The following is a 25,456-nucleotide window of genomic DNA, read 5'->3' as shown; positions in this document are numbered from 1 at the left end:
GCTTTGCCGCCGCGGTCCACTGCTGTCAGGCTCGGCGTCGCGACGGGCTTCACCTCGCCAATCCGGCGTAGAGCAGCGGCAGGCGTTCGGGCAGGCGCTCGACGTGGTCGAGGACGAGGTAGTTGCGCTGGCCGAAAACGCGCGCGACGTACTGGTCGGCGCGCGGATCGAGCGTCAGGCAGAAAGGCTTGACTCCGCGGGCGCTGACTTCCTCGACGGCTTTTTTGGCGTCGAAGCGCAGGTAGTGCGGGTCGCGCACGTCGATGTCGGCCGGCTCGCCGTCGGTGACGACGAGCAGCAGCTTGCGCTTCGCGCGCACCCGCGCCAGCTCTTGCCCGGCGTGGCGGATCGCCGCACCCATGCGCGTCGACAGGCGGCCTTCCATGCCCGCCAGCCGCGCCTTGGCGAGGTCGCCCCAGGGCTGCGCGAAGTCCTTGTAGCGCTGGTAGAAAACGTTGTGTCGTCCGTCCGAACAGAAGCCGTGCAGCGCGAAGGCGTCGCCGACGGTGTCGATCGCCTCGCCGAGCAGCACGGTGGCGGCGCGCGTCAGCTCAAGCACGGTGTAGTCCTGGCCGGCGACGCGATCGTTGGTCGATTCCGAGAGGTCGAGCAGCACCAGCACGGCGATGTCGCGCGTCTTGCGCAGCGAACGCATCATCACGCGCGGGTCGGGCGTCTGCCCGAGGCGCCGGTCGACCTGCGCGCGGATTGCCGCCTCAAGGTCGAGCTCGTCACCGTCCTCGAGCTTGCGGATGCGTTGCACGCCCTGTGGCTGCAGCGCCTCCAGCAGATGCTTGAGGCGCTGCGTGAGCGGACGGTGCGCGTCGATGATCTGCTCGACGACGGCGAGCTCGCCGAGCTTCGGCCGCTTTTCCTGCACCGTCGTCCACAGCGGCCGTGTCAGCTGCAGCTGGTAGTCGAATTCGTCGTAATGGCAGGGTTCGGCAACCGGCTCGCGGCCTTCGCGGGCGTTGAACGAGACGCCGTCGTCGTCGAAGAACTCGCTGGCACAGACCCAGATTTCCTGTGCGTCGTCGCCGGCCGTTTCGACCTCGACTTCGTTGACCATCTCCGAGACGCTGACGTAGCGGCGCACCTGCGCTTCGCGCTGCGCCGCGGCAAAGGCGTCGTCGGCGCGCGCGCGGTCGTATTCCCACAGGTAGCGGTTGTCGTCGCGGTAGGGAACGGCCAGTCCGTCGCGGTGTGGCGACCAGGGCAGGCCGAGGCGGGCGATCTCGCCGGCCAGCGCGAGGCCGAGTTCGCGCGAAACGGCGTGGCTGGACAGATCGGCGGCGGCAAAGCGCGTGCGCGTCCAGGCTACGAGCGTGTCGTGATGGCCAGCGCCATCACCAGCACCAGCGTCCGCGCCGTCGGCGGCATCGGCGTCGAGCAGCGCGCGCGCAATGCGGCCAAAGCGGGCGCCGACGCTGTCGGCCTGCGTGTCGAGCTGAGTATCCGGGCGGTGGAACTGCAGCCACAGTTCCTTCAGGCGCGGGAAGCGGCGGATCGCCAGCGCCTCGACGCGTGCGTCCTCGATCAGGCCGACGCAGGCGCGTTGCAGTGTCGACAGCGGCGCGGGCTGGGATGACGCCTCGCCGTCGAGACGCGTCGTCGTCGCCACGATGTGCGCGGCGCAGTGCGCGGCTGCGGCGCGGTAGAGCTCGAGGCCGGGAAGTCTTTGCCAGTCGTCGCAGGCGTCGGGCAGATGTACGAAGAAGTCGGCGATGAACGGCCGGTTGCCCTCGGGTGAATCGAAATCGCCAGCGCTCGGGCGCAGGAAGAAGTCGCGTCCCCACAGCGCACGCAGGTACATGCCGATGCGCCGGTGGATGTCGACGAAAAGCGTGCCCTTGCGTTCCTGTTGCAGCACCGCCTTCGCTTCTTCGGAGGCGAGGCTGAAGTAGCGCAGCTGTTCGGCGAAATCGGTGCGGTGCGCCTGCGCGCCCCACAGCGCCCAGCGGCGCAGGCCGCCGAGGGTGAGCACGCCGAGCAGTTCGTCGAGGTGTTCGAGCAGCGGGCGCAGCCCGCGCGGCGCCTGGCCGAGCAGGACGTCGAGCAGGCGCAGGTAGTCACGGAACAGTTCGGCGTCGCCGAGGCGGCGGGCAGCGGTCGGCGCGCTGGCGACGATGCGCTCGATCACCGCGCCCGAGGTGCGCGAGGCGAACTGCAGGCAGTGCTGGGCGAAGTCGGGCAGGATCTCTTCGCCGAGTTCGCGCGCTACCGCCGGCACGTCGCCGATCCAGGCGGCGACGATGCCGTCGCCGCGCCCCATGCGCTGCAGCGCCAGCGCGCCCTTGAGCCAGTTGTCGAGGCCACGCGCACTGAGCGCGCGCACCGCCTCGGGCCAGGCGGCAGCCGCCAGCGCCTGCGCCGCTGCCGGCAGTTCGTCGAGCAGCGCCTGATGCTCGGCAAGGTGCGCGCTCATCGTCTTTTCCGGCGTCTAGAAGAAGGTGGCGACGGCGGCGTCGAGCGCGTCGCGCATGTCGGGGTCGTCGGTGATCGGCCGCACCAGCGCGACGCGACACGCGGCCAGCGGCGCCACGCCGCGCGCGATCAGCTCGCCGGCGTGGATCAGCATGCGCGTCGACAGCCCCTCGTCGAGCCCGTGGCCCTTCAGGTTGCGCGAGCGCTCGGCGATGGCGACGAGCTTGTCGGCCGTGGCGACATCGATCTTCGCCTCATCGGCGACGATTTCGCTTTCGACCGCGTGCGCCGGGTAGTGGAAGTCGAGCGCGCCGAAGCGCTGCTTGGTCGACTGCTTGAGGTCTTTCATCAGGCTCTGGTAACCCGGGTTGTACGAGATCACCAGATGGAAGTCGGGGTGCGCGCGCAGGAACTCGCCTTTCTTTTCCAGCGGCAGCGCGCGGCGCTTGTCGGTCAGCGGGTGGATCACCACCGTCGTGTCCTGGCGCGCCTCGACCACTTCGTCGAGGTAGCAGATCGCGCCGTGGCGCGCGGCGAAGGCGAGCGGGCCGTCCTGCCAGCGTGTTCCCGAGGCGTCGAGAAGGAAGCGCCCGACGAGGTCGGAGGCCGTCATGTCCTCGTTGCAGGCGACGGTGACCAGCGGCTTGCCGAGCCACCAGGCCATGTGTTCGACGAAACGCGTCTTGCCACAGCCGGTCGGCCCCTTGAGCATCAGCGGCATCTTCGCCGCGTAGGCGGCCTCGAACAGCGTGACCTCGTCAGCGACGGGGCGGTAGTAGGGTTCTGCGGGAATGCGGTACTGCGCGAGGATGTCGCTCATTGCACGCTCCTGTCGGGGAAGCCCCCGCCGCGCAGCAGGGGCGGCGCGGCGGGGGAGCTGAGGCGGGCCGGGATCAGACCGCCCGGCCGCGATGGATCACCATGCTGGCGCCCTGGCTCTGCTTGAAGTTGTCGTAGCCGATCAGGCGCACGTGGTTGTCCGGGTTGGCGCGGTGGCAGGCGTCGAGTTCGGCGAGGATCAGGTCGATGTCGGTCTCGCCGAACATCGGCAGCTTCCACATGTACCAGTAGCTGTCCATGGCGTGCTGTGGCTCGACGTGCTCGATCGCCGGGTTCCAGCCGTTGCTGACGATCCACTCGATCTGCTTGCGGATCTGTGCGGCGTCCATCGGCGGCAGGTAGGAAAAGGTGCCCATCTTGCGGCTGCCCGGATCGCTCAGGCGGGAGGCGTAGTCCTGTACGTTGCTCATGTGCTGTCCTTTCAGTCAATTAGGGGAGGTCGGCCGGTTCAGCGGTGCTGGACGTCGAGCTTGTCCACCACGTCGAACTCGAACTTGATCTCCTTCCAGGTTTCCATCGCCACCTTGAGTTCGGGGCTGGAGCGGGCGGCTTCGGTGAGGATGTCCTTGGCTTCCTTCTCGATCGCGCGACCTTCGTTGCGCGCCTGCACGCAGGCTTCGAGCGCGACGCGGTTGGCGCAGGCGCCGGCGGCGTTGCCCCAGGGGTGGCCGATGGTGCCGCCACCGAACTGCAGTACCGAGTCGTTGCCAAAAATGGCGACCAGCGCCGGCATGTGCCAGACGTGGATGCCACCGGAGGCGACCGGAAAGACGCCGGGCATCGGTCCCCAGTCCTGGTCGAAGAAGATGCCGCGTGCGCGGTCGGCCTTGATGTGGCGTTCGCGCATCAGGTCGACCCAGCCGAGCGTCGCCGCGCGGTCGCCTTCGAGCTTGCCGACGACGGTGCCCGAGTGCAGGTGGTCGCCGCCCATCAGACGCAGCAGCTTGGCCAGCACGCGGAAGTTGATGCCGTGGTTGGGGTTGCGGTCGATCACGCCGTGCAGCGCGCGGTGCACGTGCAGCAGCATGCCGTTCTTGCGGCACCACTTGGACAGGCTCTGGTGCGCCGCCCAGCCGGTGGTGAGGAAGTCGTTCATGATGATCGGCGAGCCGAGTTCCTTGGCGTAGGCCGCACGCTCCATCATTTCCTCGAAGGTGCCGGCGGTGACGTTGAGGTAGTGCCCCTTGCGCTCGCCGGTTTCCTGCTCGGCCTTGTCGATTGCTTCCTGCACGAAGGAGAAGCGGTCGCGCCAGCGCATGAACGGCTGCGAGTTCACGTTCTCGTCGTCCTTGGTGAAATCGAGGCCGCCGCGCAGGCATTCATAGACGGCGCGGCCGTAGTTCTTCGCCGACAGGCCGAGCTTGGGCTTGATCGTGCAGCCGAGCAGCGGCCGGCCGTACTTGTCCATCTTGTCGCGCTCGACCTGGATGCCGTGCGGCGGGCCGGGGCAGGTGGTGACGAACCACAGCGGGAAGCGCACGTCCTCCAGACGCAGCGAGCGCACCGCCTTGAAGCCGAAGACGTTGCCGCACAGCGAGGTGAACACGTTGACCACCGAGCTTTCCTCGAACAGGTCCATCGGGTAGGCGATGAAGGCGTAGAAGGCCTCGTCGTTGCCCGGCACGTCCTCGATCGCGTAGGCGCGGCCCTTGTAGTACTCGAGGTCGGTCAGCAGGTCGGTCCACACCGTCGTCCACGTGGCGGTCGACGACTCGGCGGCGACCGCGGCGGCGGCTTCCTCGCGCGACACGCCGGCCTGCGGAACGACCTTGAAGACGGCGAGAAAATCGGAATCCTTCACCGGATAATCCGGCTGCCAGTACATCGTTCGGTACTCCTTGACGCCGGCGTCGTATTTCTTTGCGGCCATGCCTCTCTCCTCAGTGTGCTCGTCGGTCGGACCCGATACGTTCGGGGTGGATGCACTATGCCGATGTCTCTGAATAAACAGAACTCGATAGTTTTTAGACTGAGAATAGAGTTTTGTGTATTCTTGAACGATGCGCTTCAGCCTCCGCCAGATGCAGATCTTTGCCGCCGTCGCCCGCCACCTGAGTTACACGCGCGCGGCGGAAGCGCTGCACCTGACGCAACCGGCGGTGTTCGCGCAGGTGCGCCAGCTCGAGGAGAGCGTTGGTTTGCCGCTGCTCGAACGCATCGGCCGGAAGCTGCATCTCACCGCCGCCGGCGAGGAAGTGCTGGCGACCAGTCGCGAAACGCTTGACGCGCTGGAGCGGCTGGAAATGCGCCTCGCCGATCTGCAGGGGCTCAAGCGCGGTCGCCTGCGCATTGCGATGGTGACCACCGCCAAGTACCTCATTCCGCGCCTGCTCGGCGAGTTCTGCGCGCGCCATCCGGGGATCGAGGCCGAGCTCACCGTCACCAACCGCGAGAAGCTGCTCGCGCGTCTGGCTGCCAACGAGGACGATCTGGTCATCCTCGGCAAGCCGCCGGGCGAGCTGGACGTCGTCGCCACGCCGATTGCCGACAATCCGCTGGTCGTCCTCGCCCGCCACGACCATCCGCTCGTCGGGCAGAAGGCGATTCCGCCCGCGCGCATCGCCGAGGAGCCGTTCATCCTGCGCGAACGCGGCTCCGGCACGCGCCGCGCCGCCGAGCGCTTCTTCGCGGCGCAGGGCTGCACGCTGAAGGTGCGCATGGAGCTCGGCAGCAACGAGGCGATCAAGCAGGCGATCGCCGGCGGCCTGGGCCTTTCCGTGCTGTCGCGGCACACGCTGGCGCTCGAAGGCGAAGCCGGTCTGATCCAGCCGCTCGACGTGGCGGGTTTTCCACTGCAGAGCCAGTGGTACGTCGCCTATCCGGCGGGCAAACATCTGTCGGCGGTGGCTGCGGCTTTCATCGATCACCTGCTCGCCAGTCAGCGAGACACGGCTCTCGATTTTCCGGAGTGAAGCGGCGTCGTGCGGGTGCCGGTGCGGTCGGCGCCTTGCCGGTTCCTGTCACGCGCCAAGGCAGGCCGGCGTCGACCGATCAGCCGTTGGCGGTGGCGGCGATTTTTCTGCGGGTTGCCTGGGGATGGCGGTCGCGTGGTCGCCGCGAGCTCAGCAAGTGGCCGGCAATTCAGCGACGTCTGCGCGCCGTGAGCTGCCGGTCTTCGCGCGCCTGCCGCAGCAGCGCCAGCCCGCGGTAAGCGCCGTGCACGAACTTGCCGTAGGGCATCGACAGCGCCAGCCCGAGCACGCTGCCCAAGTGCAGCGCCAGGCTCATGCCCATGGCCGGCGTGTCGCGCAGCGCGAGCAGCGCCAGACCGCTGGCGGCGGTGGCGGCGAGCGTGGCGAGCAGCAGGCGGTTAGCGGGTTCGGTTTCGCTGGCGGTTGGCGCCGGGTCGGCGCTGCGCTTGCGGCGAACGAGCCCGGCGATGCCGGCGAGCATGGCGACGCCGCCGAGACTGCCGAGAATAACCGGCGCGCTGAGCACCGGGTAGGGCGCCGGCTGGCCGAGGAAATGGTGCTGGAAGGCGCCGCTGGCGGTCGAGGCCAGGCAGAGCAGGAAGCCGTAGAACAGCGCGTGGTGCGCGTGGCGGCGACCGCGCGCCGATGCGTCCTCGCGTTCGTGGCAGCCGGTGCCGCCGCCGTCGAGATTGCGCAGCGTGGCGATGTCGGCGAGGGCGCGCGGTAGCGCCGCCAGCGTCGCCGCCGTTGTGTTGGTCGCCGGCGGCGCGCTGCCGGCGCTCTGTCGCCAGAAACGCAGTGCGCCGATGCCGATCAGCAGCGCCGCGCCGCCAAAGGCGAGCGCCGCCACACCGCTCATCTGCGGCCAGGGGACGACGGCGTAGAAGGCGCCGGGGCCGCGATGGACGGCGAACAGGGTGTCGGCCGGCACGCTCAGCAGCACCAGCAGCGGCACGCCGAGCAGGCAGGCGAGCACCAGCGCGCTGAGAGCCGCCACCGACGGTGCCGCCGGCCAGGCGCGCGCCCGGTAGTCGGCGGCGCGCAGCCGCGCCAGCGTCGCCGGCACGTTGATGGCGAAGGCGTGCGGCGGCGCGTATTGGCAGGCGTAATAGCACGAGCGGCAGTTGTGGCACAGGTGCGCCAGATGCGCGAGTTCGCCGGCGGTGAGCGCCGGGCGCCGCTCGGCAGCGGCAAAGACGTCGCAGTAGCCGGTGCAGTAGCCGCAGACGTTGCACAGCGCCAGCGTGCGCCGCGCTTCGTCGATCAGCGCGGCCAGCGTCTGCTCTCTCGGCGGCAGCGGTGTCGGCAGCGAAGATTCGCGCTTCATCGCGCCTCGCGCGCGATCAGCGCCGCCTCGCGCCCGGCGATACGGCCGAAGACGGCGCCAATGGTCAGCGCCGCGCCCGAGAGGTAGGCGCTGCCGAGCACCGCCGGCGCCATGATCATGCCGGCGGCGAACAGGCGCGGCCAGACGCCACCGCCGGCGCGACGCACGCGCGCCTGCGCGTCGGTGGCGACGCCGAAGCAGGTAAAGCTGACGCCCGGCTGCATCGGAATCGCGGCGAAGGGCGCGCGCAGCAGCGGACGCGTCGGTGGGCTGGCGTGCACGTGGCGCGCCGGCTGTCCGGGTGGCTGGGCGCAGGATTCGCCGGCGTCCAGCGCCGCCGCGACCGCTGCGTTGTAGTCGGCGAGCGTGGCGACGAGCGCGTCGTCGTCGATTCCTGCCAGCGCGGCGAGCGCGGGCAGCGTTGGCGCGCTGAGCGGCGGGTAGAGCAGCGGCGGCAGCGCGGCGACGCCGTCGGCGTCGAGGACGAGCCAGGCGCGCTGGCCGGGGAGGTGCGCCAGCCGCTGGCCCCAGTGCGAGAAGCGGATCGGGCCGATGTCTTCGCCTTCGTCGTGGAAGCGTCGGCCGTCGGCGCCGACAACGATGCCCAGCGGCATGCCGTCGACGCGGCTGACGATGCCGGCGTCGTCCTGCGGCGCGCGCGCATCGACGGCGACGAGGTGGCAGTCGCCGGCAGTGCCGGCCGGCTGTGCGTCAGCGTCGAGCAGCGCGCGCAGCAGTTCGCCGCGCTGGTAGGGCGTGCCGCGGTTGGCGAAACGCGCGGCGGCGTCGCCCCAGCGTTCGCCGAGCCAGTCGCGGTTGGCCGGGTAGCCGCCGCTGGCGAGGACGACGGCGCCAGCGGCGAAATGGCGCTCGCCGGCGGGCGTTTCGGCGACGATGTCACTGGCACCGGCACCGGCACCGGCACCGGCACCGGCACCGGCAGTGTCAAGCGTCAGCGTGGCGACGCGGCTGTCGTAGGCGATGGCGACGCCGGCCGCTTCGGCTGCGGCGTAAAGCGCGTTGACCATCGCCTTGCCGCCGCCGAGGAAGAACACGGTCTTGCGCGAGAACGGCAGCAGGCCGCCGGCGGTCGGCTGCAGCGCGACGCCGTGCGCCATCAGCCAGCCGTCGAGTCCGGTCGATCCGGCGACCAGCGTCGCGGCCAGAGCGGCGCTGCCGGTGCTGTTGTCCGTTCCACTGCCGGCTTCCCGGCCAGTTTCGCCGCCGCCGCCGACAGCGCCATGCGCCGTGACTCTGCCTAGCTCTTCGCCAAAGTCCTTTACCGCGTAACTGTCGCGCTGCCAGGGGGTTTCATGTGCGTTGGCCAGGCGCAGGTTGCGCGAATGCCGGCTGTTGCCACCACGCAGGGCGCGCGGCGCGGCTTCGAGCAGCTGCACGCGCGCGCCGGCTTCGGCGGCCTCGATCGCAGCACACAAAGCGGCGATGCCGCCGCCGACGACGAGCACGTCGACGTGCTCAAGTGCCACTCTGGCGCGGTCGTTTGCTGCCCCGGCGGCGGGCGCTGCGTCGATTGCCGGAGAAGCTTCGCAGCCCGTCGCAGCGGGCGTGTTTCGCTTCATGCAGCCCCGGGTGCCGGGTCCGGTTCGGCGGCTTCCGGGCGCGGTGCCGGCGGCCGCGTCTGTTCCTTGCCCGACCAGACTACGGGGTAGGCGACCCATTTCTGGATGAAATTCCACGATTGCCGGTAGCCGTCGTGCGGCAGCGTGCAGTCGGTGCAGTCCTTGCGCACGACGCCGTTCCGGCTGGTAAACACCTTGTACGGACCCGGACATTCGTAGGCGATCAGCGGGCAGTAGCAGAACAGGCAGTTGAATTCGCGCTTGACGCCGGGATGACAGGGATAGAACGGGCAGGCCGTGTTGGTGAACCCTTTGTAGGCTTCGTTGAGGGTGGCGTCTTTGGGTTCCATGCGGGCTCCACGGGGCTGCGGTCGGGAAGTTGTGGCGTGACGGCGATGCGCTGCCGGGGGCCGGAAGGGCAGCTTCATTAAACCGTTTGCTCTCCGGCCGGTCAAGGCGGCGTGGCGTTCCCATCCCGCCTGCAGCGCGGCTGCGGCGGCGTCACCGCGCATGCTATGTGCAAAAGTTCCTGCATCGGGTCGCGGCCGCGCGCTATGATGCCGGCCTACAAGAACGTCGGTGTGACGAGCGCCGGCGTTTCCCGCGGATTTTTGCCGCGGCTTTTTCCGGAGCCTCTCCTGCAGCTCGAATCGACAAGTTCCGCAGCGATCAGCGTGCGCAAGACGCTCTTGCCGTGGCCTGTGCTGGTGGCACTATTCCTGGTCTGGCCAGGCTTGTTGCTGTCGGCCGCGGCGATGGCACAGATCACCCTGAAGGACGATCGCGGCGTCAGCGTCAGCCTGCCGGCGCCACCGCAGCGCATCGTCAGTCTGGTGCCGGCGCTCAGTGAGTCGCTGTGCGTGCTGGGCGCCTGCGCGCGCATCGTCGCCACCGACCGCTATTCCAACTATCCGTCCGCGCTGCTGCGCACGCCGAAGGTCGGCGAAATCATCAGTCCGGATATCGACGCCATCGTCGCGCTCAAGCCCGATCTGGTGCTGATCGGCTATGTGCCGCGCGTCGCCGAAAGGCTGCAGGCGCGCGGGCTGAAAGTGCTCTTGCTGGAGCAGCGCAATCAGCGCGATGTGCAGCGTGCGCTCGGCATTCTCGGGCGCCTGCTCGGCCTGCGCGATCCCGACGCAGCCTGGCGCGAGATCGATGCGCGCATCGCGCGGGCGGCGCAGAGCGTGCCGGCGGCAGCGCGTGGTCTGAGCTTCTACTACGAGTTCGAGAGTTCGCTCTACGCGGCGAGCGAGGCTTCGTTCATCGGCGAATCGCTGGCGCGGCTCGGTGCGCGCAATGTAGTTCCGGCGCGCCTCGGCCTGTTTCCTCGCCTCTCGCCGGAATACGTGCCGCGTGCCGATCCGCAGGTGATCATGGTTGCTCGTCGTGACGCACTCAGTCTGCCGAAGCGGGCGGGCTGGGGGCAGATCCGCGCCGTACGCGAGCAGCGTATCTGCTGGTTGCAGGATGACGAGGCCGACGTGCTGGCGCGACCCGGTCCGCGTCTTGGCGAAGCGGCCGAGATTCTGGCGCGCTGTCTGCGCGCTGCCGCCAGCGGGCCGATTGCGCCGCCGCCGCGGCAGATGCCACTCGCTGCCGCCTGGCCCTGATTGCGCTGCCGATCCTGCCAGGCGAAGGCGTCACGCGCCGCTCAGCGCGCTGGCGCCAGCGGCAGCCTTTCGATGATTGCCAGTGGTCCGTCGAGCGAGCAGGCGCTGTAGCCGGCAAAGACGATTTCGCGCACCTCGAGGCGGATCGGCGGCAGCGTCGCCAGTACGGCCAGGCGGCGGCGCAGCTCGCTTTTGGCGAAGGCATCGCGATACAGACCAACGGTCAGGTGTGGCGTATAGCGGCCCGGACAGATCTCGGCCTGCCCGCGGCTGAGCGCGCGGCGGACGTTGCGCAGCGCCTGGCTGGCGCCATGAACTTCGAAAAATACCGCCGAATCGAAACTGTTGATGCCGCCGATCTCGAGAGTGAAGGCGGCTGGCCGGGCTGCCGCCAGCGCCTGCCGCTGGCGCGCGCGCATGGCGTCGTCGAAATCGTCGTCGAACGGGTCGATGCGCACCGCTTTGGCGACGAGGAAGCCGCAGACGAAGAGCGTGATGTGCGGGCTGCGCTGGTGTTCGGTGAGCAGGTCGCCAAGTTCGGCGCGTGCCAGCGCGATGCGTTCGCGCAGCGGCGGCGTGTCGGCGTCGATCATCCAGATGCCGTAGCGCTCGCGACCGCGCCGCCATTCGGGATAGTCGCGGTTTTCGAGCGGGACGCTACGCGGCGAGCGGGAGAAATGCGTACGCATGGATGATTCGGTAATGGGTTCCGGGGGCAGGGCGGTGTTGGCGGCGCGGCCGCCATGCTAACACCGGCCGCGAACGGACATTTTGCCCGGCGAGCGCGAATTGCGGATCGCGCTGGTGGACGATGCGGTGCTGCAAGCATCGTTTGTCGCGGGGTATGATTACGGCATGTTGGTGCGCCTGTCGCGATGGCTGCTTCCCGTACCCACGAGCCGGAGGGAAAAAATGTCAGCTCCTTTGCGCGAAACCGTTTCCGTCGTCGTGCTTGCCTCCGGCCTGTTCTGGCCACCGGCCTTGCTGGCGCTGAGCGCCGATGCGCCGCCTGTGGCGGGGGCGGCGGCGCCGATCGCCGCGTCAGTCAATCCGCCGCCCTTGCTGCTTGCCGCGAACTATCGCGACTCGGTTGATCCGTCGGCCTACTGGGTGAGCGAAAAGCTCGACGGCGTGCGCGCTTTCTGGGACGGCACGACGCTGCGCTTCCGCAGTGGCCGGGCGATTGCCGCACCGGCTTGGTTCACCGCCGCGCTGCCGCCGCATCCGCTCGACGGCGAATTGTGGCTCGGCCGCGGCCAGTTCGATGCGCTGTCGGCAATCGTCCGCCGTGAGCAGCCGCTTGAATCCGAATGGCGCCGCCTGCAGCTGCATGTGTTCGAGTTGCCGCCAGCAACGGCCGACGAAGCGGCGCTGACGTTCAGCGAACGCTGGCAGCGCCTGCGCCAGCTGGTCGCGGCGGCGGGCGTTCCCTGGCTCGAGGCAGTCGCGCAGTTTCGCGTGGCCGACTGTGGCGAACTGGCGCAGCAGCTTGCGGCGACCGTCGCCGCCGGTGGCGAGGGCCTGATGTTGCATCGCGCCGACGCGCCCTACCTGACCGGGCGCAACGATGCACTGCTCAAGCTCAAACCCTGGCACGACGCCGAGGCGACGGTGCTCGCGCATCTGCCGGGCAAGGGCCGTTTGCACGGCAGCGTTGGCGCCTTGCTGATGCAGACCGACGATGGCCGCCGCTTCCGTCTCGGCAGCGGGTTGTCGGACGCGCTGCGGCAGAATCCGCCGCCGCCCGGCACGCGTCTGAGCTACCGCTACACGGAATTGACGCCCGCCGGCCTGCCGCGCTTCCCGCGCTACTGGCGCGTCGCCGACGCTTTTTGAATATTCGCTACGCCGCAGCGCTACAACGTAAATTCGTCGTAAAGCCGTTTGAGTTTTCGCTTTCGGGCAAGCGGCATGCACTCAAAACGGCGCGGCGCTGGCGAACTCGAGCCATTGCCCATGCTGCGGGTGCGTGAAGGCGAGGCGCGCAGCATGCAGGCAAAGGCGCTGTGCCTTGGCGAAAGCCGTCGCATCGGCGTAGAGCGCGTCGCCGAGAATGGGATGGCCGAGCGCCTGCAGATGTACGCGCAACTGGTGAGAACGGCCGGTCTGCGGGCGCAGTTCGAGGCGGGCGACATCGCTCGCGCCGTCGTAGTTGGCGACGCGATAGCGCGTCAGTGAAGGCTTGCCGGCGACGAGGTCGACGCGTTGCCGTGGCCGGTTCTCCCAGTCGGCAGCGAGTGGCAGCGCGATCTCGCCGTGCGTTGCCGCCGGCTGGCCGCTGACCAGTGCGACGTATTCCTTGTCGATGCGCCGTTCGCGGAACATGCGGCTGAGGCGCCGGTGCATCTCGGCGCCGCGCGCGATGACGAGCAGTCCCGAGGTATCCATGTCGAGCCGGTGCACCATCAGCGCGTCGGCGAATTCGGCGGCGACGCGCAGGCCGAGACTGTCCTGCTTGTCGGGGCCGCGCCCCGGCACCGAGAGCAGCCCGCTCGCCTTGTCGGCGACGATGATCCATTCGTCGATGTAAAGCAGACGGAAGCCGTCGCGTGTACCGGGGATGCCGTGCGCCAGCGCGACAGGCGCTGCAGCGGTCGAAGCCATTGCCGGAAGCGGCGCGGCCGGCGCCAGGGGATTCAGGGGAGTGGCAGGCGTCATCGCGGGCGTCGCAGGAGGTTCGGGGCTATGTTGCGCGTTGCACGGGGCTGCAGCGGGGAGCCGCATCTTGCCGCATGCTCCGCCGCGCTTCAACACTGGCGTTTCGGCAAGGCCTTGCGCATGCTGGCGGGGCGTAAACGCTTGCTCAAAGGTATAATCGCGCACCCCGCTCAAACCTCGAAAGAAAGCACGCGAATGGCCCTGAATAACGTTCCTTCCGGCAAGGACCTGCCGAACGATTTTAACGTCATCATCGAAATCCCGATGCGTTCCGACCCGATCAAGTACGAGGTCGACAAGGAAAGCGGGGCGATCTTCGTCGACCGTTTCATGTCCACGGCGATGCATTACCCCTGCAACTACGGCTACATCCCGCACACCATTGCAGGCGATGGTGACCCGGTCGACGTGCTGGTGCTCTGCCAGTTCGCACTGCCGCCGGGTGTGGTCGTGCGCTGCCGCCCGATCGGCATGCTGGCGATGGAAGACGAAGCCGGCGCCGACGCCAAGGTCCTCGCCGTTCCGGTCGACAAGATTTCGCGCATGTTCCGCAGCATCACCAGCCCGCGCGAACTGCCGCAGATCCAGCTTGACCAGATCTCGCACTTCTTCGAGCACTACAAGGATCTCGAGCCGGGCAAGTTCGTCAAGGTCAATGGCTGGCGCGAGGTCGAGGACGCCAAGGCGGAAATCCTCGAAGGCGTTCGTCGTTACGAAGACGCGCAGGACAAGCCGAACTACTGAGCTGCCTGAAGGCGGTGCGGCGGTGCTGCGCCGGCCGCCGCGTTTGGCCTGCTTCCGCTTCACCCCCGGCTGATGCTTCGCCGGGGCGTTTCTCCCCGCACCCCAACTCTTTCGTCGCCACGCCGCCATGACGCTCTCCGTTGCCATTGCCCAGATCAACGCCGTCGTCGGCGATCTTGCCGGCAACGCCGAGCGCATCACCGGCTTTGCCGAGCGTGCGCACGCCGCCGGTGCTGCGCTGCTGCTTACACCCGAACTTGCGCTGTGCGGCTATCCGCCGGAAGACCTGCTGCTGCGCCCGGATTTCCTCGCCGCCTGCGACGACGAACTCGACGCGCTGGCGGCGCGTCTGGCTGCGCTGGGCGAGTTCGCGGTACTGGTTGGTCATCCGCTGCTGCGCGAAGGCCGCTGCTACAACGCGGCGACGCTGCTCGCCGCCGGCCGTCGTGTCGCCACTTACTGCAAGCAGAGCTTGCCGAACGCGCAGGTTTTCGACGAGCAGCGTTACTTCACGCCGGGCGACGCCGCCTGCGTTGTGACGATCGCCGGCGTGCGCTGCGGCATCAACATCTGCGAGGACGTCTGGGACGCCGGTACCGCCGAGCGCGCGCACGCGGCGGGCGCCGAGCTGCTGCTGGTGCTCAACGCCTCGCCCTATCACCTGAACAAGCCGGCACAGCGTGCCGACGTGCTGCGCGAGCGCGTCGCTGCCACCGGCATGCCGGTGCTTTACGCCAACCTCGTTGGCGGTCAGGACGAACTGGTTTTCGACGGTGCCTCGTTCGCGCTCGACGCCGATGGCACGCTGCGCTGCGCTGCGCCGCAGTTTGCCGAAGCGCTGTTGCTCGTCGTCATCCGCGACGGCCGCGTGCTGCCCGGCGAGATTGCACCGCCGTTGTCGCCCGAAGCCGAGGTCTATGCCGCGCTGGTGCTTGGCGTGCGTGACTACCTCGGCAAGAACGGTTTCCCCGGCGCGATCATCGGCCTCTCCGGCGGAATCGATTCGGCGCTGACGCTGGCCATCGCCGTCGACGCGCTCGGCGCGGAACGCGTGCGTGCGGTGATGATGCCGTCGCCCTACACCGCGCAAATCAGCCTCGACGACGCGCGCGCCATGGCACAGATACTTGGCGTGCGCTACGACGAGGTGCCGATCGCCGTGGCGATGCAGACCTTCGCCGGCCTGCTGGCGCCGGTGCTCGACGCCGCCGGCACCAATGATACCACCGAAGAAAACGTGCAGGCGCGCATCCGCGGCCTGCTGCTGATGGCCTTGTCGAACCGCAGCGGCGCGCTGGTGCTGACCACCGGCAACAAGTCGGAAATGGCGGTCGGCTATTGCACGCTCTACGGCGACATGGCCGGCGGCTTCGCCGTGATCAAGGACATCGCCAAGACGCTGGTCTATCGCCTGTCGCACTGGCGCAATGCGCAGTCGCCGGACAAGCCGCCAATTCCCGAACGGATCATCACGCGCCCGCCGTCAGCCGAGTTGAAGCCCGACCAGACCGACCAGGACAGCCTGCCGCCCTACGAGGTGCTCGACGCGATCGTCGAGGCCTACATGGAAAACGACCAGTCGCCGCGCGAAATCATCGCTCGCGGCTACGCCGAGGCCGATGTGCGCCGCGTCGTCCGGCTGCTGCGCATCAGCGAGTACAAGCGTCGCCAGTCGCCGGTCGGCATCCGCGTCACGCAGCGCGGTTTCGGCAAGGATTGGCGCTATCCGATCACCAACCGCTATCGCGACCCGTTTTGAGGCGGAACAAGCGCTGTGCGGCGTTTTCGGGGGCTCCGGTCAAGGTTTTCTGATACGATTGGCGCCCTGCGCAGGGTTGGCGAACGGCATAAATACAGGGAGATGGAACGATGAAAAAAATCGAAGCGGTCATCAAGCCTTTCAAACTCGACGAGGTGCGCGAGGCCTTGTCGGAAATCGGCGTCACCGGTCTCACCGTCACCGAGGTCAAGGGCTTCGGCCGGCAGAAGGGGCATACCGAGCTTTATCGCGGCGCCGAATACGTCGTCGACTTCCTGCCCAAGATCAAGATCGAAATCGTCGTTACCGAGAGCATCGTCGAGGCGGCCATCGAAGCGATCATCAAGGCTGCGCGCACCGGCAAGATCGGCGACGGCAAGATCTTCGTCAGCACCGTCGAGCAGGTCGTCCGCATCCGCACCGGCGAGACCGACGAAGCGGCAGTCTGAACCCCCCGCAGCTTTAACGGCATCCAAAAAGCAAGGCCCGCCATTGGCGGGCCTTGTGCTTTTCAGGGCGGGTTCGAAAACTGGCGTCAGGCCTTGCGGCGCCGTGAGAAGCCCAGGCCGGCGAGTCCGAGACCAAGCAAAGCAAGAGAGCCGGGTTCGGGAACGTTATTGGTCGTGACGTTGGTGAATACGAAAGACTCGTCGTTGTAGTCGTGGTCTCCGCCGTCGATGAAATCCTCGAAACCGATATAGGTACCTGCAGGAATAGATGAATCGCCGCTGTAGGGCGACGAGTAGATGTGGTTGATTCCGTCCGAGTTCAGGGTCGGATTGGAATACCACGGGCCGACGTTGTTCGGATCGATCATTTTCAATACGAAGACGAGAATGTCTCCGGCATTTACACTGCCGAAATTGATCGACTGCCCATAGGTGGATGTGTGGTTGTTCAAGCCGTAGATGCCAGTGTCGACGCCGTTGACCCACAAGCCGATCTGGTTCGTGTAGCCGGCGGAAGACCCGGCGAAATAGGAAATGACGTTGCCAGTCGAGGTCGCGGTAAAAGAGTAGGTGACGTTGTTGGGCGTTCCGGCTGCGGCATACTCGGTCGGAGTTGCTTGTGCCTGATTGCTCAGGGCCAGCAGAGCGACGACGGACAAGGCACTAAGGGTTTTTTTCATGGTGCTTTACTCCAGCGCTATGGATCACTCTGTAGATGAAAGCAATACTCGCGCCCACAGAAAAAATTCCTTTTAAGGCAATGTCCAATCCTCGGCTGGTGGGTGCTCGGCGCTGTCAGTGTAAGATTTTTCGACACCCGGAGATCGTCGCGTCGCTGTGCCAGATCTAGCCAGGCGAGCTTCTGGTTGAGCGCAGCAGCACCCACAGCGCACCTTCGCCGCCATCCCGCGTCGGTGCGTGGCAGAAGGCGAGTACCTCGCGGCGCCGGCCGAGCCAGCCTTTCACCAGCGTGCGCAGCACGCTTTCGCGGCCGGGCGAGCCGAGGCCGCGGCCATGCACGATGCGCACGCAGCGTTTGCCGCTGGCCAGCGCCGTGTCGACGAAGGCGCTGACTGCCTCGTGCGCCTCGTGCCGGTTGTAGCCGTGCAGGTCAAGGTGCGCCTGGATCGCCCAGCGACCGCGGCGCAGGTCGCGTAGCACCATGCGCGAAACGCCGTTGCGCAGAAAGGCTTCGGCCGAGCCGGCGTCGAACCAGTCGTCGGCGTCGAGCGGGCGTTGCATCGCCTCGCGGATCACCTCGCGCTCGTCGCGTTCGCGCTGGCGTGGCCGTGGCCGCGGTTTTGGTGGCTCGAAATGGATGTGCTCATCCGGTGGCAGCGGTGTGGCGCCGGCGATCGATGCGAGCAGCGCGGCGCGCTCGTCGTCAGCGTCGGCCGCACACTGCGCGGGCGTCGTCGCCGCCGCGAAGTCCGGCATACGGACAAGCACCGGCGGGCGGCGACGCCCGGCCTGGGCGGGGCGCTTCCTGTCGCTGCCGGCGCGAATGTCCTGCGGCCAGTCCATCGGGTCGCCCGTGCGTGCTGGCCGGCTTTATGCGGCCGGGTTCAGTGGCCGCTGTCGAGGTAGCGCTCGGCGTCGAGCGCGGCCATGCAGCCGGTTGCCGCCGAGGTGCAGGCCTGCCGGTAGATATGATCCTGCACGTCGCCGGCGGCGAAGACGCCGGCGATCGACGTTGCCGTCGCATTGCCCTCGCGCCCGGCCTGCGTGATCAGGTAGCCGCCGTCGTCCATCGCCAGCTGGCCGGCGAACAGTTCGGTATTCGGCTTGTGGCCGATGGCGATGAAGACGCCGGTCAGCGCGACGTCGTCGGTGACGCCGCTGTGCGTATCACGCAGGCGGACGCCGGTGACGCCGCTGGCGTCGCCCAACACCTCTTCGAGGACCGAGTTCCAGCGGATCGTCACCTTACCGGCGCGTTCTTTCTCGAACAGCTTGTCCTGCATGATCTTTTCGGCGCGGAAACGCTCGCGGCGGTGGATCACCGTCACATGGCTGGCGATGTTGGCGAGGTAGAGCGCTTCCTCGACCGCGGTATTGCCGCCGCCGACGACGGCGACCGGCTTGTTGCGGTAGAAGAAGCCGTCGCAGGTGGCGCAGGCGGAAACGCCGCGGCCCTGGAATTCGGTTTCCGACGGTAGTCCGAGGTATTGCGCCGAGGCACCGGTGGCGATGATCAGTGCGTCGCAGGTGTAGGTGCCGGCGTCGCCGATCAGCGTGAACGGCCGTTCGCCAAGGCGCGCGGTGTGGATGTGGTCGAAGACGATCTCGGTTTCGAAGCGGCGCGCGTGTTCCTCGAAGCGCTGCATCAGCTCCGGTCCCTGTACGCCATTGGCGTCGGCGGGCCAGTTATCGACTTCGGTGGTGGTCATCAGCTGGCCACCCTGGGCAATGCCGGTGATCAGCAAGGGTTTCAGGTTGGCGCGGGCGGCATATACGGCGGCGGTGTAGCCGGCGGGGCCGGAACCGAGGATCAGCAGGCGGCTGTGGCGGGCGGCATCGGACATTGGGTGGGCTCGGAATTAAAGGTGGACAGGCGAAAATTATAGCGCGGCAGGCGCTGTGCATTGCCTTGCCGACACCCTGTCGGCTGGCGTCAGCCAGAATCGCGGCCAACGCCGGGTGGATCGGTCGCGCCGCCCGTGCTCAGACGCGAAAACGGGCGACAAGTGCCTGCATGCCGCGCGCCGTTGCGGTCATCGAGTCGGCAGCCGTTGACGTCGCGTGGGCGATGGCACTCGATCCTTCGGCCTGCGAGGCGACGTCCTCGATCTTCTTTGCCACTTCGTTCGACGCTGCCGACTGTTCGTGCAAGGCGACATTGACGTCGCCAATCACCTGTGCGACACGTTGCGCCATCTCCTGCAGGCGCCCGATCGCTTCGCCCGCATCGCGCGCAATGGCGACGCTGCTGTCGACCAGATCGACACCGCGACCAACGCCGGCGACGACGCCCTCGGTCGATTGCTGAATGGCGACGACCATCTGCGAAATCTCGCCGGTCGAGCGCGTCGTGCGTTCCGAAAGACTGCGTACTTCGTCCGCCACCACGGCAAAGCCGCGGCCGTGCTCGCCGGCGCGTGCGGCCTCAATTGCCGCGTTGAGCGCCAGCAGATTGGTCTGGCCGGCAATGTCCTTGATCACTTCGACGATGCCGGAGATCTTTTTCGATTCGCTGTTGAGTTCGCTCATCTGCCCGGCGGCGGTTCTCACCACCGTCGCCACGTCGTTGATCTGGCTGATCAGCAGTTCGATCGCGCGGCGGCCATCGGCTGCCTGCGTGTCCGAAGTCGCCGCTAGCGAAGCGGCTTCGCCGGTACTCTCGGCGACGACATTGATCGAAACGGTCAGCTCTTCGACGTTTGCCGAGATCGCCGAGGCCGTCGCGCTCTGGATGTCGGCTGACTGGTTCATCTTGGCGGTGGTGGCGTTGAGTTGCTGCGAGCTGTCGAGGATGGCCTGGGCACTGCCGACCGTTTCGCGCATCGCGCCGCGCAGCGAAGCCTGCATCGTTCCCATGGCCTCGATCATGCGGCCGACTTCGTCGCGGCTCGCCGGCGGCAGGGCGCCGGTCAGGTCGCCGTCGGCGATTCGCCTCGTCGCATCGACGGTCAGCGACAGGCGTCCGGCGATGCGTCCGGAAATGAACACCGTGAAAAAGAACGCCAGCAGCGAGCCGAGTAGCAGCGCGCCGATGCCGGTGCGCTCGGCCAGTGTCCCGTTTTCCTGTGCGCTGATCGAAGACGCGTCGGCACCCTCGCGGTTGAGTTTCTGCAACAGATCGGTCTGGTCGCGCAGGAGGTTCGCCTGTTTGGTCCACGCACTTTTGCGCATTTGCTGCGCTTCATCTTCCTTGCCGGCTTTGACCAGCGCAATCGCTTCCTCGACCGTCGCCTTGTAGCCGGCGGCTGCACTGACCGCTGCCTGGTAAGCCTTCTTCTCTTCATCGCTGGAGATGAGTGGCTCATAGCGGGCGAGCGAGGCGGACAATTCCTTGTCGAGATCGGCAAGCGACTTCTCGATCTTTTCCTTGTCGGCGGCGCTGCCCGGCAGCATGTACTCAAGACTGCGGACCCGGTAACGGAGACGAAGCTGACTGATTTCGGCCGTATTCTCTATCGACGGCAGCCAGTTGCCGGCGATTTCTTCGGTGTCCTTGCCGATGAGGTGGATCTGGAACAGACAGAAGACAATCGCGACGATGAGCACGCCGCCGCTGACCAGAAAGTTGAGCAGCAACTTGCCGCGCAGGCTGAGGTTGTCGAAGCCGTTCATTGCTTGTCTCCCGCCTAGTTTCGGCAAGCTTTGGGCGCACAGGTTTGCAGTCAGAACATCGGCTTGCGAACGAAATCCTTGAGCCGTGCGCTGTTTCTTCCTCCGGCGAGGCTGGGTGGCCGCTGTTGCGAAAGCCAAAAGCTTTTTCGCCCGCCTCAGGCAGCTGCTTCAGGGTGTGCTTATGGCATTATGCGCCGCGAACTCGGGCAGGTCATCCACCGGCGGTGGAGACCGGCTCCGCGGAGCTGGGCGACTCGGCAGAGGCAGGTCCGGCTGGCTGAATTCGGCGGAAACGGCAGCCGCAGGATCGTGCTCCGGCCGCTGGCGCCAGTAGCCAGGCGCACCCTTGCCCGACGGGCGCACTTGCAAATCGCCGCTGTTGCCCCCATCATCCGGGCATGGTTGTAATTCCGGCAATCTGGAGGCGTTCTGGACGCGGGTTCGATTCCCGCCACCTCCACCCAAGCGTTTTGAAGGTCTGAGCAGCACGTTTGGGTGGGGGTGCATTGGTTTCGACAGGGCGGGCGAAGGTGAGCAGGCAACTCGTCAGGCGATCGACGTTAATGAAGCAAATCTACAAACGCCAACGATGAGCGTTTCGCACTGGCCGCTTAAGGTCTATGCCGAGGCTGCTTGAGCCTTGTTACCAAAGAAAAGCCGGCGGGGACTTCGGTCCCCGTCGTCACGTCTGGACTTTGGGTTTGCTGCCTGAACGTCCGCTGCCAAGGCTTTTCCGCGCCTCATGCCATCGTGCCGCGCATTGCAAATGCAGTTTTTCGGCACTTTTTTGCGCCAAGCTCGCTACGCTTTGTCCTTGATCAAATCACCGGTTTTGCGAAAGCTGCACGATGAGCGCCTCCGATCATCTCACTGTGCCGATATGTTGAAAGAACGCTGGAACGATGCTGCGGGTGGCTTCCACTCCGTCAGTGCCCCCGATTTTCTGCCCGAGGCGCAACTGCGCGAAGTCCAGTTGCGCCGTCTGCAGGCGATTGTCACGCGCGCCTGGAAGAACGTGCCGCTGTTCCGTCAGCGCCTTGACGAGCGTGGCCTGACGCCGGACGACATCCAGTCGCTGGCCGACATCGCCAAGCTGCCGTTTACGGTCAAGACCGACCTGCGCGATACCTATCCCTTCGGTCTGTTCGCCAGCCCGATGGAAGACGTCGTCCGCCTGCACGCGTCTTCCGGCACCACCGGCAAGCCGATCGTCGTCGCCTACACCGAAGAGGATGTGCAGGTGTGGACCGAGGTGATGGCGCGCACCTTTGCCGCCTGTACGCTGCATCGCGGCGACATCATGCAGAACTCGTTCGGCTACGGCCTGTTCACCGGCGGTCTCGGTACGCACTACGGCGCCGAGGCGCTCGGCGCGGCAGTGATCCCGGTGTCCGGTGGCAATACCGAGCGGCAGATCATGCTGCTGCGCGATTTCGGCGTCACCGCCATCTGTGCGACGCCGAGCTTCTTTGTGCATCTGGTCGACAAGGCGATCGAGATGGGCGTCGATCTGAAGACGCTGCCGCTGCGGGTCGGCGTTTTCGGCGCCGAGCCGTGGACCGACGGCATGCGCGAGCGCATCCAGATCGACGCCGGCATCGAGGCCTTCGACATCTACGGCCTGTCGGAAATCACCGGGCCCGGTGTCGCCAGCGAATGCAGCGAGCACGAAGGTCTGCACGTCTTCGAGGATCACTTCTATCCGGAAATCATCGATCCGGTCACTGGCCAGCCGCTGCCCGACGGCGAGGAGGGCGAGCTGGTGCTGACGACGTTGTCGAAGAAGGCGATGCCGATGATCCGCTACCGCACGCGTGACATCACCGCCATCATCACCGAGCGCTGCGGCTGTGGCCGCACGCTGCGCCGCATCCGCCGCATCAGCCGGCGGTCCGACGACATGTTCATCATCCGCGGCGTCAATGTCTTTCCGTCGCAGGTGGAAGCTGCGCTGCTGCAGGTCGAAGGCACGCTGCCGCACTACCAGATCATCCTCACGCGCACGCAGGGGCTCGACCAGATGACGGTCGAGGTCGAGGTGACGCCGGAGGTGTTCAGCGACAAGGTGCGCGCCATGGAAGAACTGCGCAGCCGCATTGCGCATGCCATCGAACATATCCTCGGCATCCGCGTCGGCCTGCGCCTGGTCGGCCCGCACAGCATCCCGCGCAGTGAAGGCAAGGCGCGCCGCGTGATCGACAAGCGTAACGACTGACAGCCGCTGTGCGGCGGCGCCGGGCGCTCCGGTGGTCGCTGTCAGTGCCTCACATTCCTGATGAGACTGCGATGAAAATTCCCCAACTTTCCGTCTTTCTCGAAAACCGCCCGAGCGCGCTGCTTGAGCCCCTGCAATCGCTGGCGGCGGCGAACATCAACATGGCCGGCATTTCGCTCGCCGACACCGAGGACTTCGGCATCCTGCGCATTCTGCTCAAGGATTCGGAACGAGCGCGCGCCCGGCTGCAAGGCGAGGGCTGGGCGGTCACGGTCAGCGAGATGGTCGCCGTTGACGTCGTCGATCATCCCGGCGGTCTGGTGCGCACGCTTGCAGTGCTCGCCGCCGCGGCGGTGAACATCGAGTACATGTACGCCTTCTACCTGCGTCACGGCGGTCGCGTCGTGCTCATGTTCCGCTTTGAGGATCCCGACGCGGCTGTTGCCGCGCTCGCTGCCGCCGGCATCACCATGGTGCCCGAGCAGGACCTCTACTGAGCTTCTTCCGCGTCAGGCGGTCGCAAGGACTGCCGCAGGCATAAGTGCGGGGAGCAGATTCCCGCACTTTTGCGTTTTCGCCCGGGCGCTTCCGCATCACGGCAGCAACCGCCATGGAGCGGTGTTTCCTCAGGCCTGGCGCAGCAGCCGCAGGATCGTTTTCGGCTGCGAATTGGCCTGCACCAGGATGGCGTTGCCGGCCTGACGCAGTATCCGGTTACGGCTGAGTTCGGCCGTTTCGCTGGCGTAGTCGGTATCGACGATGCGCGAGCGGCTGGCCTGCAGGTTGAGGCTGGTCGCTGTCAGATTGGCCGTGGCGAACTCCAGCCGCGACAGGCCGGCGCCGACCCGGCTGCGCGCGACGGCCACCGCCTGGATTGCCTCGTCAATGTGTACCAGCGCAAATTGCGGCAGCGTTGACACGTCGACGTCGGCGATGCCGAGCGCGTTGGCATTCACGGCGCCGATGGCGACCTCCAGCTTGGCGTTGTAGGCCGCCCCGGCCTGCAGCGAGACGTAGCGGCTGTTGGTTTCGGTCGGATAGTCGGGAACGTCAAGCTTGAAGCCGTCGAGCGCCTTTTCGCCGAAGCGCGTCCCGGTGTCGAGGTAGACGTCGGTGGCGCTCATCACCGCACCGCCGTCGGCATCGTAGCCGCCAATGGCGCCGGTATCGGCATTGCTCAGGTTGAGCCCGGCGACGAAGGTGCCCGCGTTGGCATTGAAGGCCGTGCCGAAGGCGGCGAGGCTGGCGAAGGCGCCGCGGCTGGCGTTGCTGATCGCCGCGTCAAGCGTGGCGGCCGGATTCGCCGCCAGATAGGTGGTGATGTCCTTGATCCCCTGTCCACCGTGCGCCTTGATCGACTGGTGCAGGTAGCGCACCGCCGCGTAGCCGGCCGAATAGCCGGCGCTGGCCGAGACGTCGTCGGCGTTGAAGGCGGTGAGGATCGTCGCCAGACCGGCACCGCCCGCGTAATCGCCAACGAGCCGCTCGTCGGCGCCGTGGATGAACTCGGCCATCCCCTCCTTGAACCAGCTCGGTAGCGCGGCGAAGTTCATCGAGCGCGACATTTCGGCGTGCACCATCTCGTGCGCGATGATGCGGTCGTTGTAGTACGGCGCACTGCCGCCGTTGGGCAGATTCGGCGGCGTGAAGTCGGCCATGTCGACGTTGAGCGTGATGTTCTGCCACTGCCCGTTGCCGCCGACCGAGGTGGTGCTTACCGAGGCCAGCGCACCGCCGACGCCATCGCTGGTACCGAGGTCTACGTTCATGGTCAGCTGGCCGTCGCCGATGATCCCGTAGAAGTTCTTGATCCGCCTTTCGGCTTCCTCCAGCCAGCCCAGTCGCAGTCCGTCGAGCACCGCGCGCCGGTTTGGATCGCCGCCGACGCCGGCGGTGTTCTGGTCGAACAGCGCCTCACCGTTGAAGCTTGTCTGCCGGCTGATCTGCTCGATGCGCTGGATGTGCTGATTGACCTCCTGCTGCAGCGTCTGCCGGTCGGCCGCGGAGAGCGTGCCGTTGGCCGCCTGGACAGCGAGTTCCCGCATGCGCTGCAGGCTGCCGACGACCGAATCGAGCGCACCGTCGGCGGTCTGCAACAGGGACACGCCGTCGTTGAGATTGCGCGCCGCCTGATCGCTGCCGCGCACCTGCGCGCGCATGCGTTCGGAAATCGCCAGCCCCGCCGCGTCGTCGACGGCGCTGTTGACGCGCCGTCCGGAAGCCAGCCGGGTCAACGACCGGTCCAGCCAGTTGTCCTGCGTGCGCAGCTGGCGCTGCGCGAACAGTGAGGGCAGATTGGTGTGAATGGACAGTGACATGTGCGCACGCGTCGGTCGGTTACGGATTGGTAACGACGTTTCGCGGTATGACTTTAGAGCGTTTTTGTCGGAAAATTCCGGCCAAAAACGACAAAAACGAACTTTAAGATGGACAGTTTTCTATTTTTTTCATATAGTGGCGATATCGAACGCGTCAGCAGCTTCTGTCACTAAAGCGCGCCCGAGCGTCAAGCCGCTGGCTGACGTGGCCTTATGTGGGTGTGTGAGGAGCATGCGATGCTGCTTTCCGGATTCGTTCGATTCAAGCCTGGTTCTGCTTTCAAGCTATTGAGTTATAAAGCGGAATTCGGTTTTTCCTGGCGC

At 66.8% G+C, this 25,456-nt stretch carries 22 protein-coding genes and 1 other RNA gene; 9 read left to right on the top strand and 14 right to left on the bottom strand.

Features of this window, described 5'->3' with window-relative positions:
- Positions 1-49: 49 nt before the first annotated feature.
- The 4 genes from GGD90_RS17220 to GGD90_RS17205 all read right to left on the bottom strand — a co-directional run bounded on the left by GGD90_RS17220 (position 50) and on the right by GGD90_RS17205 (position 5,134).
- Positions 50-2,425 carry a nitric oxide reductase activation protein NorD gene (locus GGD90_RS17220; RefSeq protein WP_153116300.1) on the bottom strand — a complete coding sequence of 792 codons (2,376 nt, stop codon included), beginning with the start codon at positions 2,423-2,425 and terminating at the stop codon, positions 50-52.
- 15 nt (positions 2,426-2,440) lie between these two features.
- Positions 2,441-3,244, bottom strand: coding sequence for a CbbQ/NirQ/NorQ/GpvN family protein (locus GGD90_RS17215; protein WP_153116299.1), 804 nt, complete (start codon positions 3,242-3,244; stop codon positions 2,441-2,443).
- A gap of 73 nt (positions 3,245-3,317) precedes the next feature.
- A complete protein-coding gene (locus tag GGD90_RS17210; RefSeq protein ID WP_153116298.1) occupies positions 3,318-3,674 on the bottom strand; it encodes a ribulose bisphosphate carboxylase small subunit in 357 nt (118 codons plus the stop codon).
- 38 nt (positions 3,675-3,712) lie between these two features.
- Positions 3,713-5,134, bottom strand: coding sequence for a form I ribulose bisphosphate carboxylase large subunit (locus GGD90_RS17205; RefSeq protein WP_153116297.1), 1,422 nt, complete (start codon positions 5,132-5,134; stop codon positions 3,713-3,715).
- Between the two features lie 130 nt (positions 5,135-5,264).
- Between GGD90_RS17205 and GGD90_RS17200 the strand changes: the two genes are divergently transcribed.
- Entirely contained in the window at positions 5,265-6,176 is a 912-nt protein-coding gene (locus GGD90_RS17200) for a LysR family transcriptional regulator (protein WP_153116296.1), read from the top strand.
- A gap of 169 nt (positions 6,177-6,345) precedes the next feature.
- Here GGD90_RS17200 and tcuB read toward each other — a convergent pair whose 3' ends face one another.
- The 3 genes from tcuB to GGD90_RS17185 form a co-directional block, all read right to left on the bottom strand.
- A complete protein-coding gene (gene tcuB, locus GGD90_RS17195) occupies positions 6,346-7,503 on the bottom strand; it encodes a tricarballylate utilization 4Fe-4S protein TcuB (RefSeq protein ID WP_153116295.1) in 1,158 nt (385 codons plus the stop codon).
- Positions 7,500-8,990 carry an FAD-dependent tricarballylate dehydrogenase TcuA gene (tcuA, locus tag GGD90_RS17190; RefSeq protein ID WP_221227819.1) on the bottom strand — a complete coding sequence of 497 codons (1,491 nt, stop codon included), beginning with the start codon at positions 8,988-8,990 and terminating at the stop codon, positions 7,500-7,502. Before tcuA ends, tcuB begins: the two co-directional genes overlap by 4 nt.
- An 89-nt stretch (positions 8,991-9,079) precedes the next feature.
- The gene (locus tag GGD90_RS17185) at positions 9,080-9,433 is read right to left on the bottom strand and encodes a cysteine-rich small domain-containing protein (RefSeq protein ID WP_153116293.1); all 354 of its coding nucleotides are present in this window, start codon (positions 9,431-9,433) and stop codon (positions 9,080-9,082) included.
- A 324-nt stretch (positions 9,434-9,757) separates the two neighbouring features.
- On the opposite strand from GGD90_RS17185, the gene GGD90_RS17180 reads away from it, so the two are divergent.
- Positions 9,758-10,696, top strand: a complete 939-nt coding sequence (locus GGD90_RS17180) for an ABC transporter substrate-binding protein (protein WP_200384133.1) — start codon at positions 9,758-9,760, stop codon at positions 10,694-10,696.
- Positions 10,697-10,737: 41 nt separating this feature from the next.
- Here GGD90_RS17180 and GGD90_RS17175 read toward each other — a convergent pair whose 3' ends face one another.
- Entirely contained in the window at positions 10,738-11,385 is a 648-nt protein-coding gene (locus GGD90_RS17175; RefSeq protein WP_153116292.1) for a 2'-5' RNA ligase family protein, read from the bottom strand.
- 223 nt (positions 11,386-11,608) lie between these two features.
- Here GGD90_RS17175 and GGD90_RS17170 point away from each other — a divergent pair, with 223 nt between their 5' ends.
- Complete coding sequence (locus GGD90_RS17170) at positions 11,609-12,532, top strand: DNA ligase (RefSeq protein ID WP_153116291.1); 924 nt, start codon at positions 11,609-11,611, stop codon at positions 12,530-12,532.
- An 81-nt stretch (positions 12,533-12,613) separates the two neighbouring features.
- On the opposite strand, the gene GGD90_RS17165 is transcribed toward GGD90_RS17170, so the two are convergent.
- A complete protein-coding gene (locus GGD90_RS17165) occupies positions 12,614-13,300 on the bottom strand; it encodes an RluA family pseudouridine synthase (RefSeq protein WP_153116290.1) in 687 nt (228 codons plus the stop codon).
- Positions 13,301-13,549: 249 nt separating this feature from the next.
- Between GGD90_RS17165 and ppa the strand changes: the two genes are divergently transcribed.
- From ppa to GGD90_RS17150, 3 genes are all read left to right on the top strand, one after another.
- Positions 13,550-14,098 carry an inorganic diphosphatase gene (ppa, locus tag GGD90_RS17160; protein WP_153116289.1) on the top strand — a complete coding sequence of 183 codons (549 nt, stop codon included), beginning with the start codon at positions 13,550-13,552 and terminating at the stop codon, positions 14,096-14,098.
- 127 nt (positions 14,099-14,225) lie between these two features.
- Positions 14,226-15,857, top strand: a complete 1,632-nt coding sequence (locus GGD90_RS17155; RefSeq protein WP_153116288.1) for an NAD+ synthase — start codon at positions 14,226-14,228, stop codon at positions 15,855-15,857.
- A 110-nt stretch (positions 15,858-15,967) separates the two neighbouring features.
- Positions 15,968-16,306 (top strand): P-II family nitrogen regulator, encoded by a 339-nt coding sequence (locus GGD90_RS17150; RefSeq protein ID WP_153116287.1) that lies wholly within the window; start codon positions 15,968-15,970, stop codon positions 16,304-16,306.
- An 86-nt stretch (positions 16,307-16,392) separates the two neighbouring features.
- Here the strand turns inward: GGD90_RS17150 and GGD90_RS18265 are convergent, their stop codons facing one another.
- The 4 genes from GGD90_RS18265 to GGD90_RS17130 form a co-directional block, all read right to left on the bottom strand.
- Positions 16,393-16,986 carry a DUF4114 domain-containing protein gene (locus GGD90_RS18265; RefSeq protein ID WP_153116286.1) on the bottom strand — a complete coding sequence of 198 codons (594 nt, stop codon included), beginning with the start codon at positions 16,984-16,986 and terminating at the stop codon, positions 16,393-16,395.
- 166 nt (positions 16,987-17,152) lie between these two features.
- On the bottom strand, positions 17,153-17,830 hold the full coding sequence (locus GGD90_RS17140; protein ID WP_153116285.1) for a Smr/MutS family protein: 678 nt from the start codon (positions 17,828-17,830) through the stop codon (positions 17,153-17,155).
- A 41-nt stretch (positions 17,831-17,871) separates the two neighbouring features.
- Positions 17,872-18,831 (bottom strand): thioredoxin-disulfide reductase, encoded by a 960-nt coding sequence (gene trxB / locus GGD90_RS17135; RefSeq protein WP_153116284.1) that lies wholly within the window; start codon positions 18,829-18,831, stop codon positions 17,872-17,874.
- Positions 18,832-18,970: 139 nt separating this feature from the next.
- The gene (locus GGD90_RS17130; RefSeq protein WP_153116283.1) at positions 18,971-20,599 is read right to left on the bottom strand and encodes a methyl-accepting chemotaxis protein; all 1,629 of its coding nucleotides are present in this window, start codon (positions 20,597-20,599) and stop codon (positions 18,971-18,973) included.
- A 349-nt stretch (positions 20,600-20,948) separates the two neighbouring features.
- Here GGD90_RS17130 and ssrA point away from each other — a divergent pair.
- From ssrA to GGD90_RS17115, 3 genes are all read left to right on the top strand, one after another.
- Positions 20,949-21,284: a transfer-messenger RNA gene (gene ssrA / locus GGD90_RS17125) on the top strand.
- A gap of 195 nt (positions 21,285-21,479) precedes the next feature.
- On the top strand, positions 21,480-22,814 hold the full coding sequence (locus tag GGD90_RS17120) for a phenylacetate--CoA ligase family protein (RefSeq protein ID WP_153116282.1): 1,335 nt from the start codon (positions 21,480-21,482) through the stop codon (positions 22,812-22,814).
- Positions 22,815-22,885: 71 nt separating this feature from the next.
- Complete coding sequence (locus GGD90_RS17115) at positions 22,886-23,311, top strand: amino acid-binding protein (protein WP_153116281.1); 426 nt, start codon at positions 22,886-22,888, stop codon at positions 23,309-23,311.
- A 129-nt stretch (positions 23,312-23,440) separates the two neighbouring features.
- Here the strand turns inward: GGD90_RS17115 and GGD90_RS17110 are convergent, their stop codons facing one another.
- Positions 23,441-25,132: a flagellinolysin gene (locus GGD90_RS17110; RefSeq protein WP_153116280.1), complete on the bottom strand. Its 1,692-nt coding sequence runs from the start codon at positions 25,130-25,132 to the stop codon at positions 23,441-23,443.
- Between the last annotated feature and the right edge of the window lie 324 nt (positions 25,133-25,456).

Source organism: Rhodocyclus tenuis (genome assembly GCF_014197755.1).
Classification (GTDB): Bacteria; Pseudomonadota; Gammaproteobacteria; order Burkholderiales; family Rhodocyclaceae; genus Rhodocyclus; species Rhodocyclus tenuis.
Note: the sequence above shows the minus strand (reverse complement) of the source record. Positions and strands in the feature narration are given on the sequence as shown.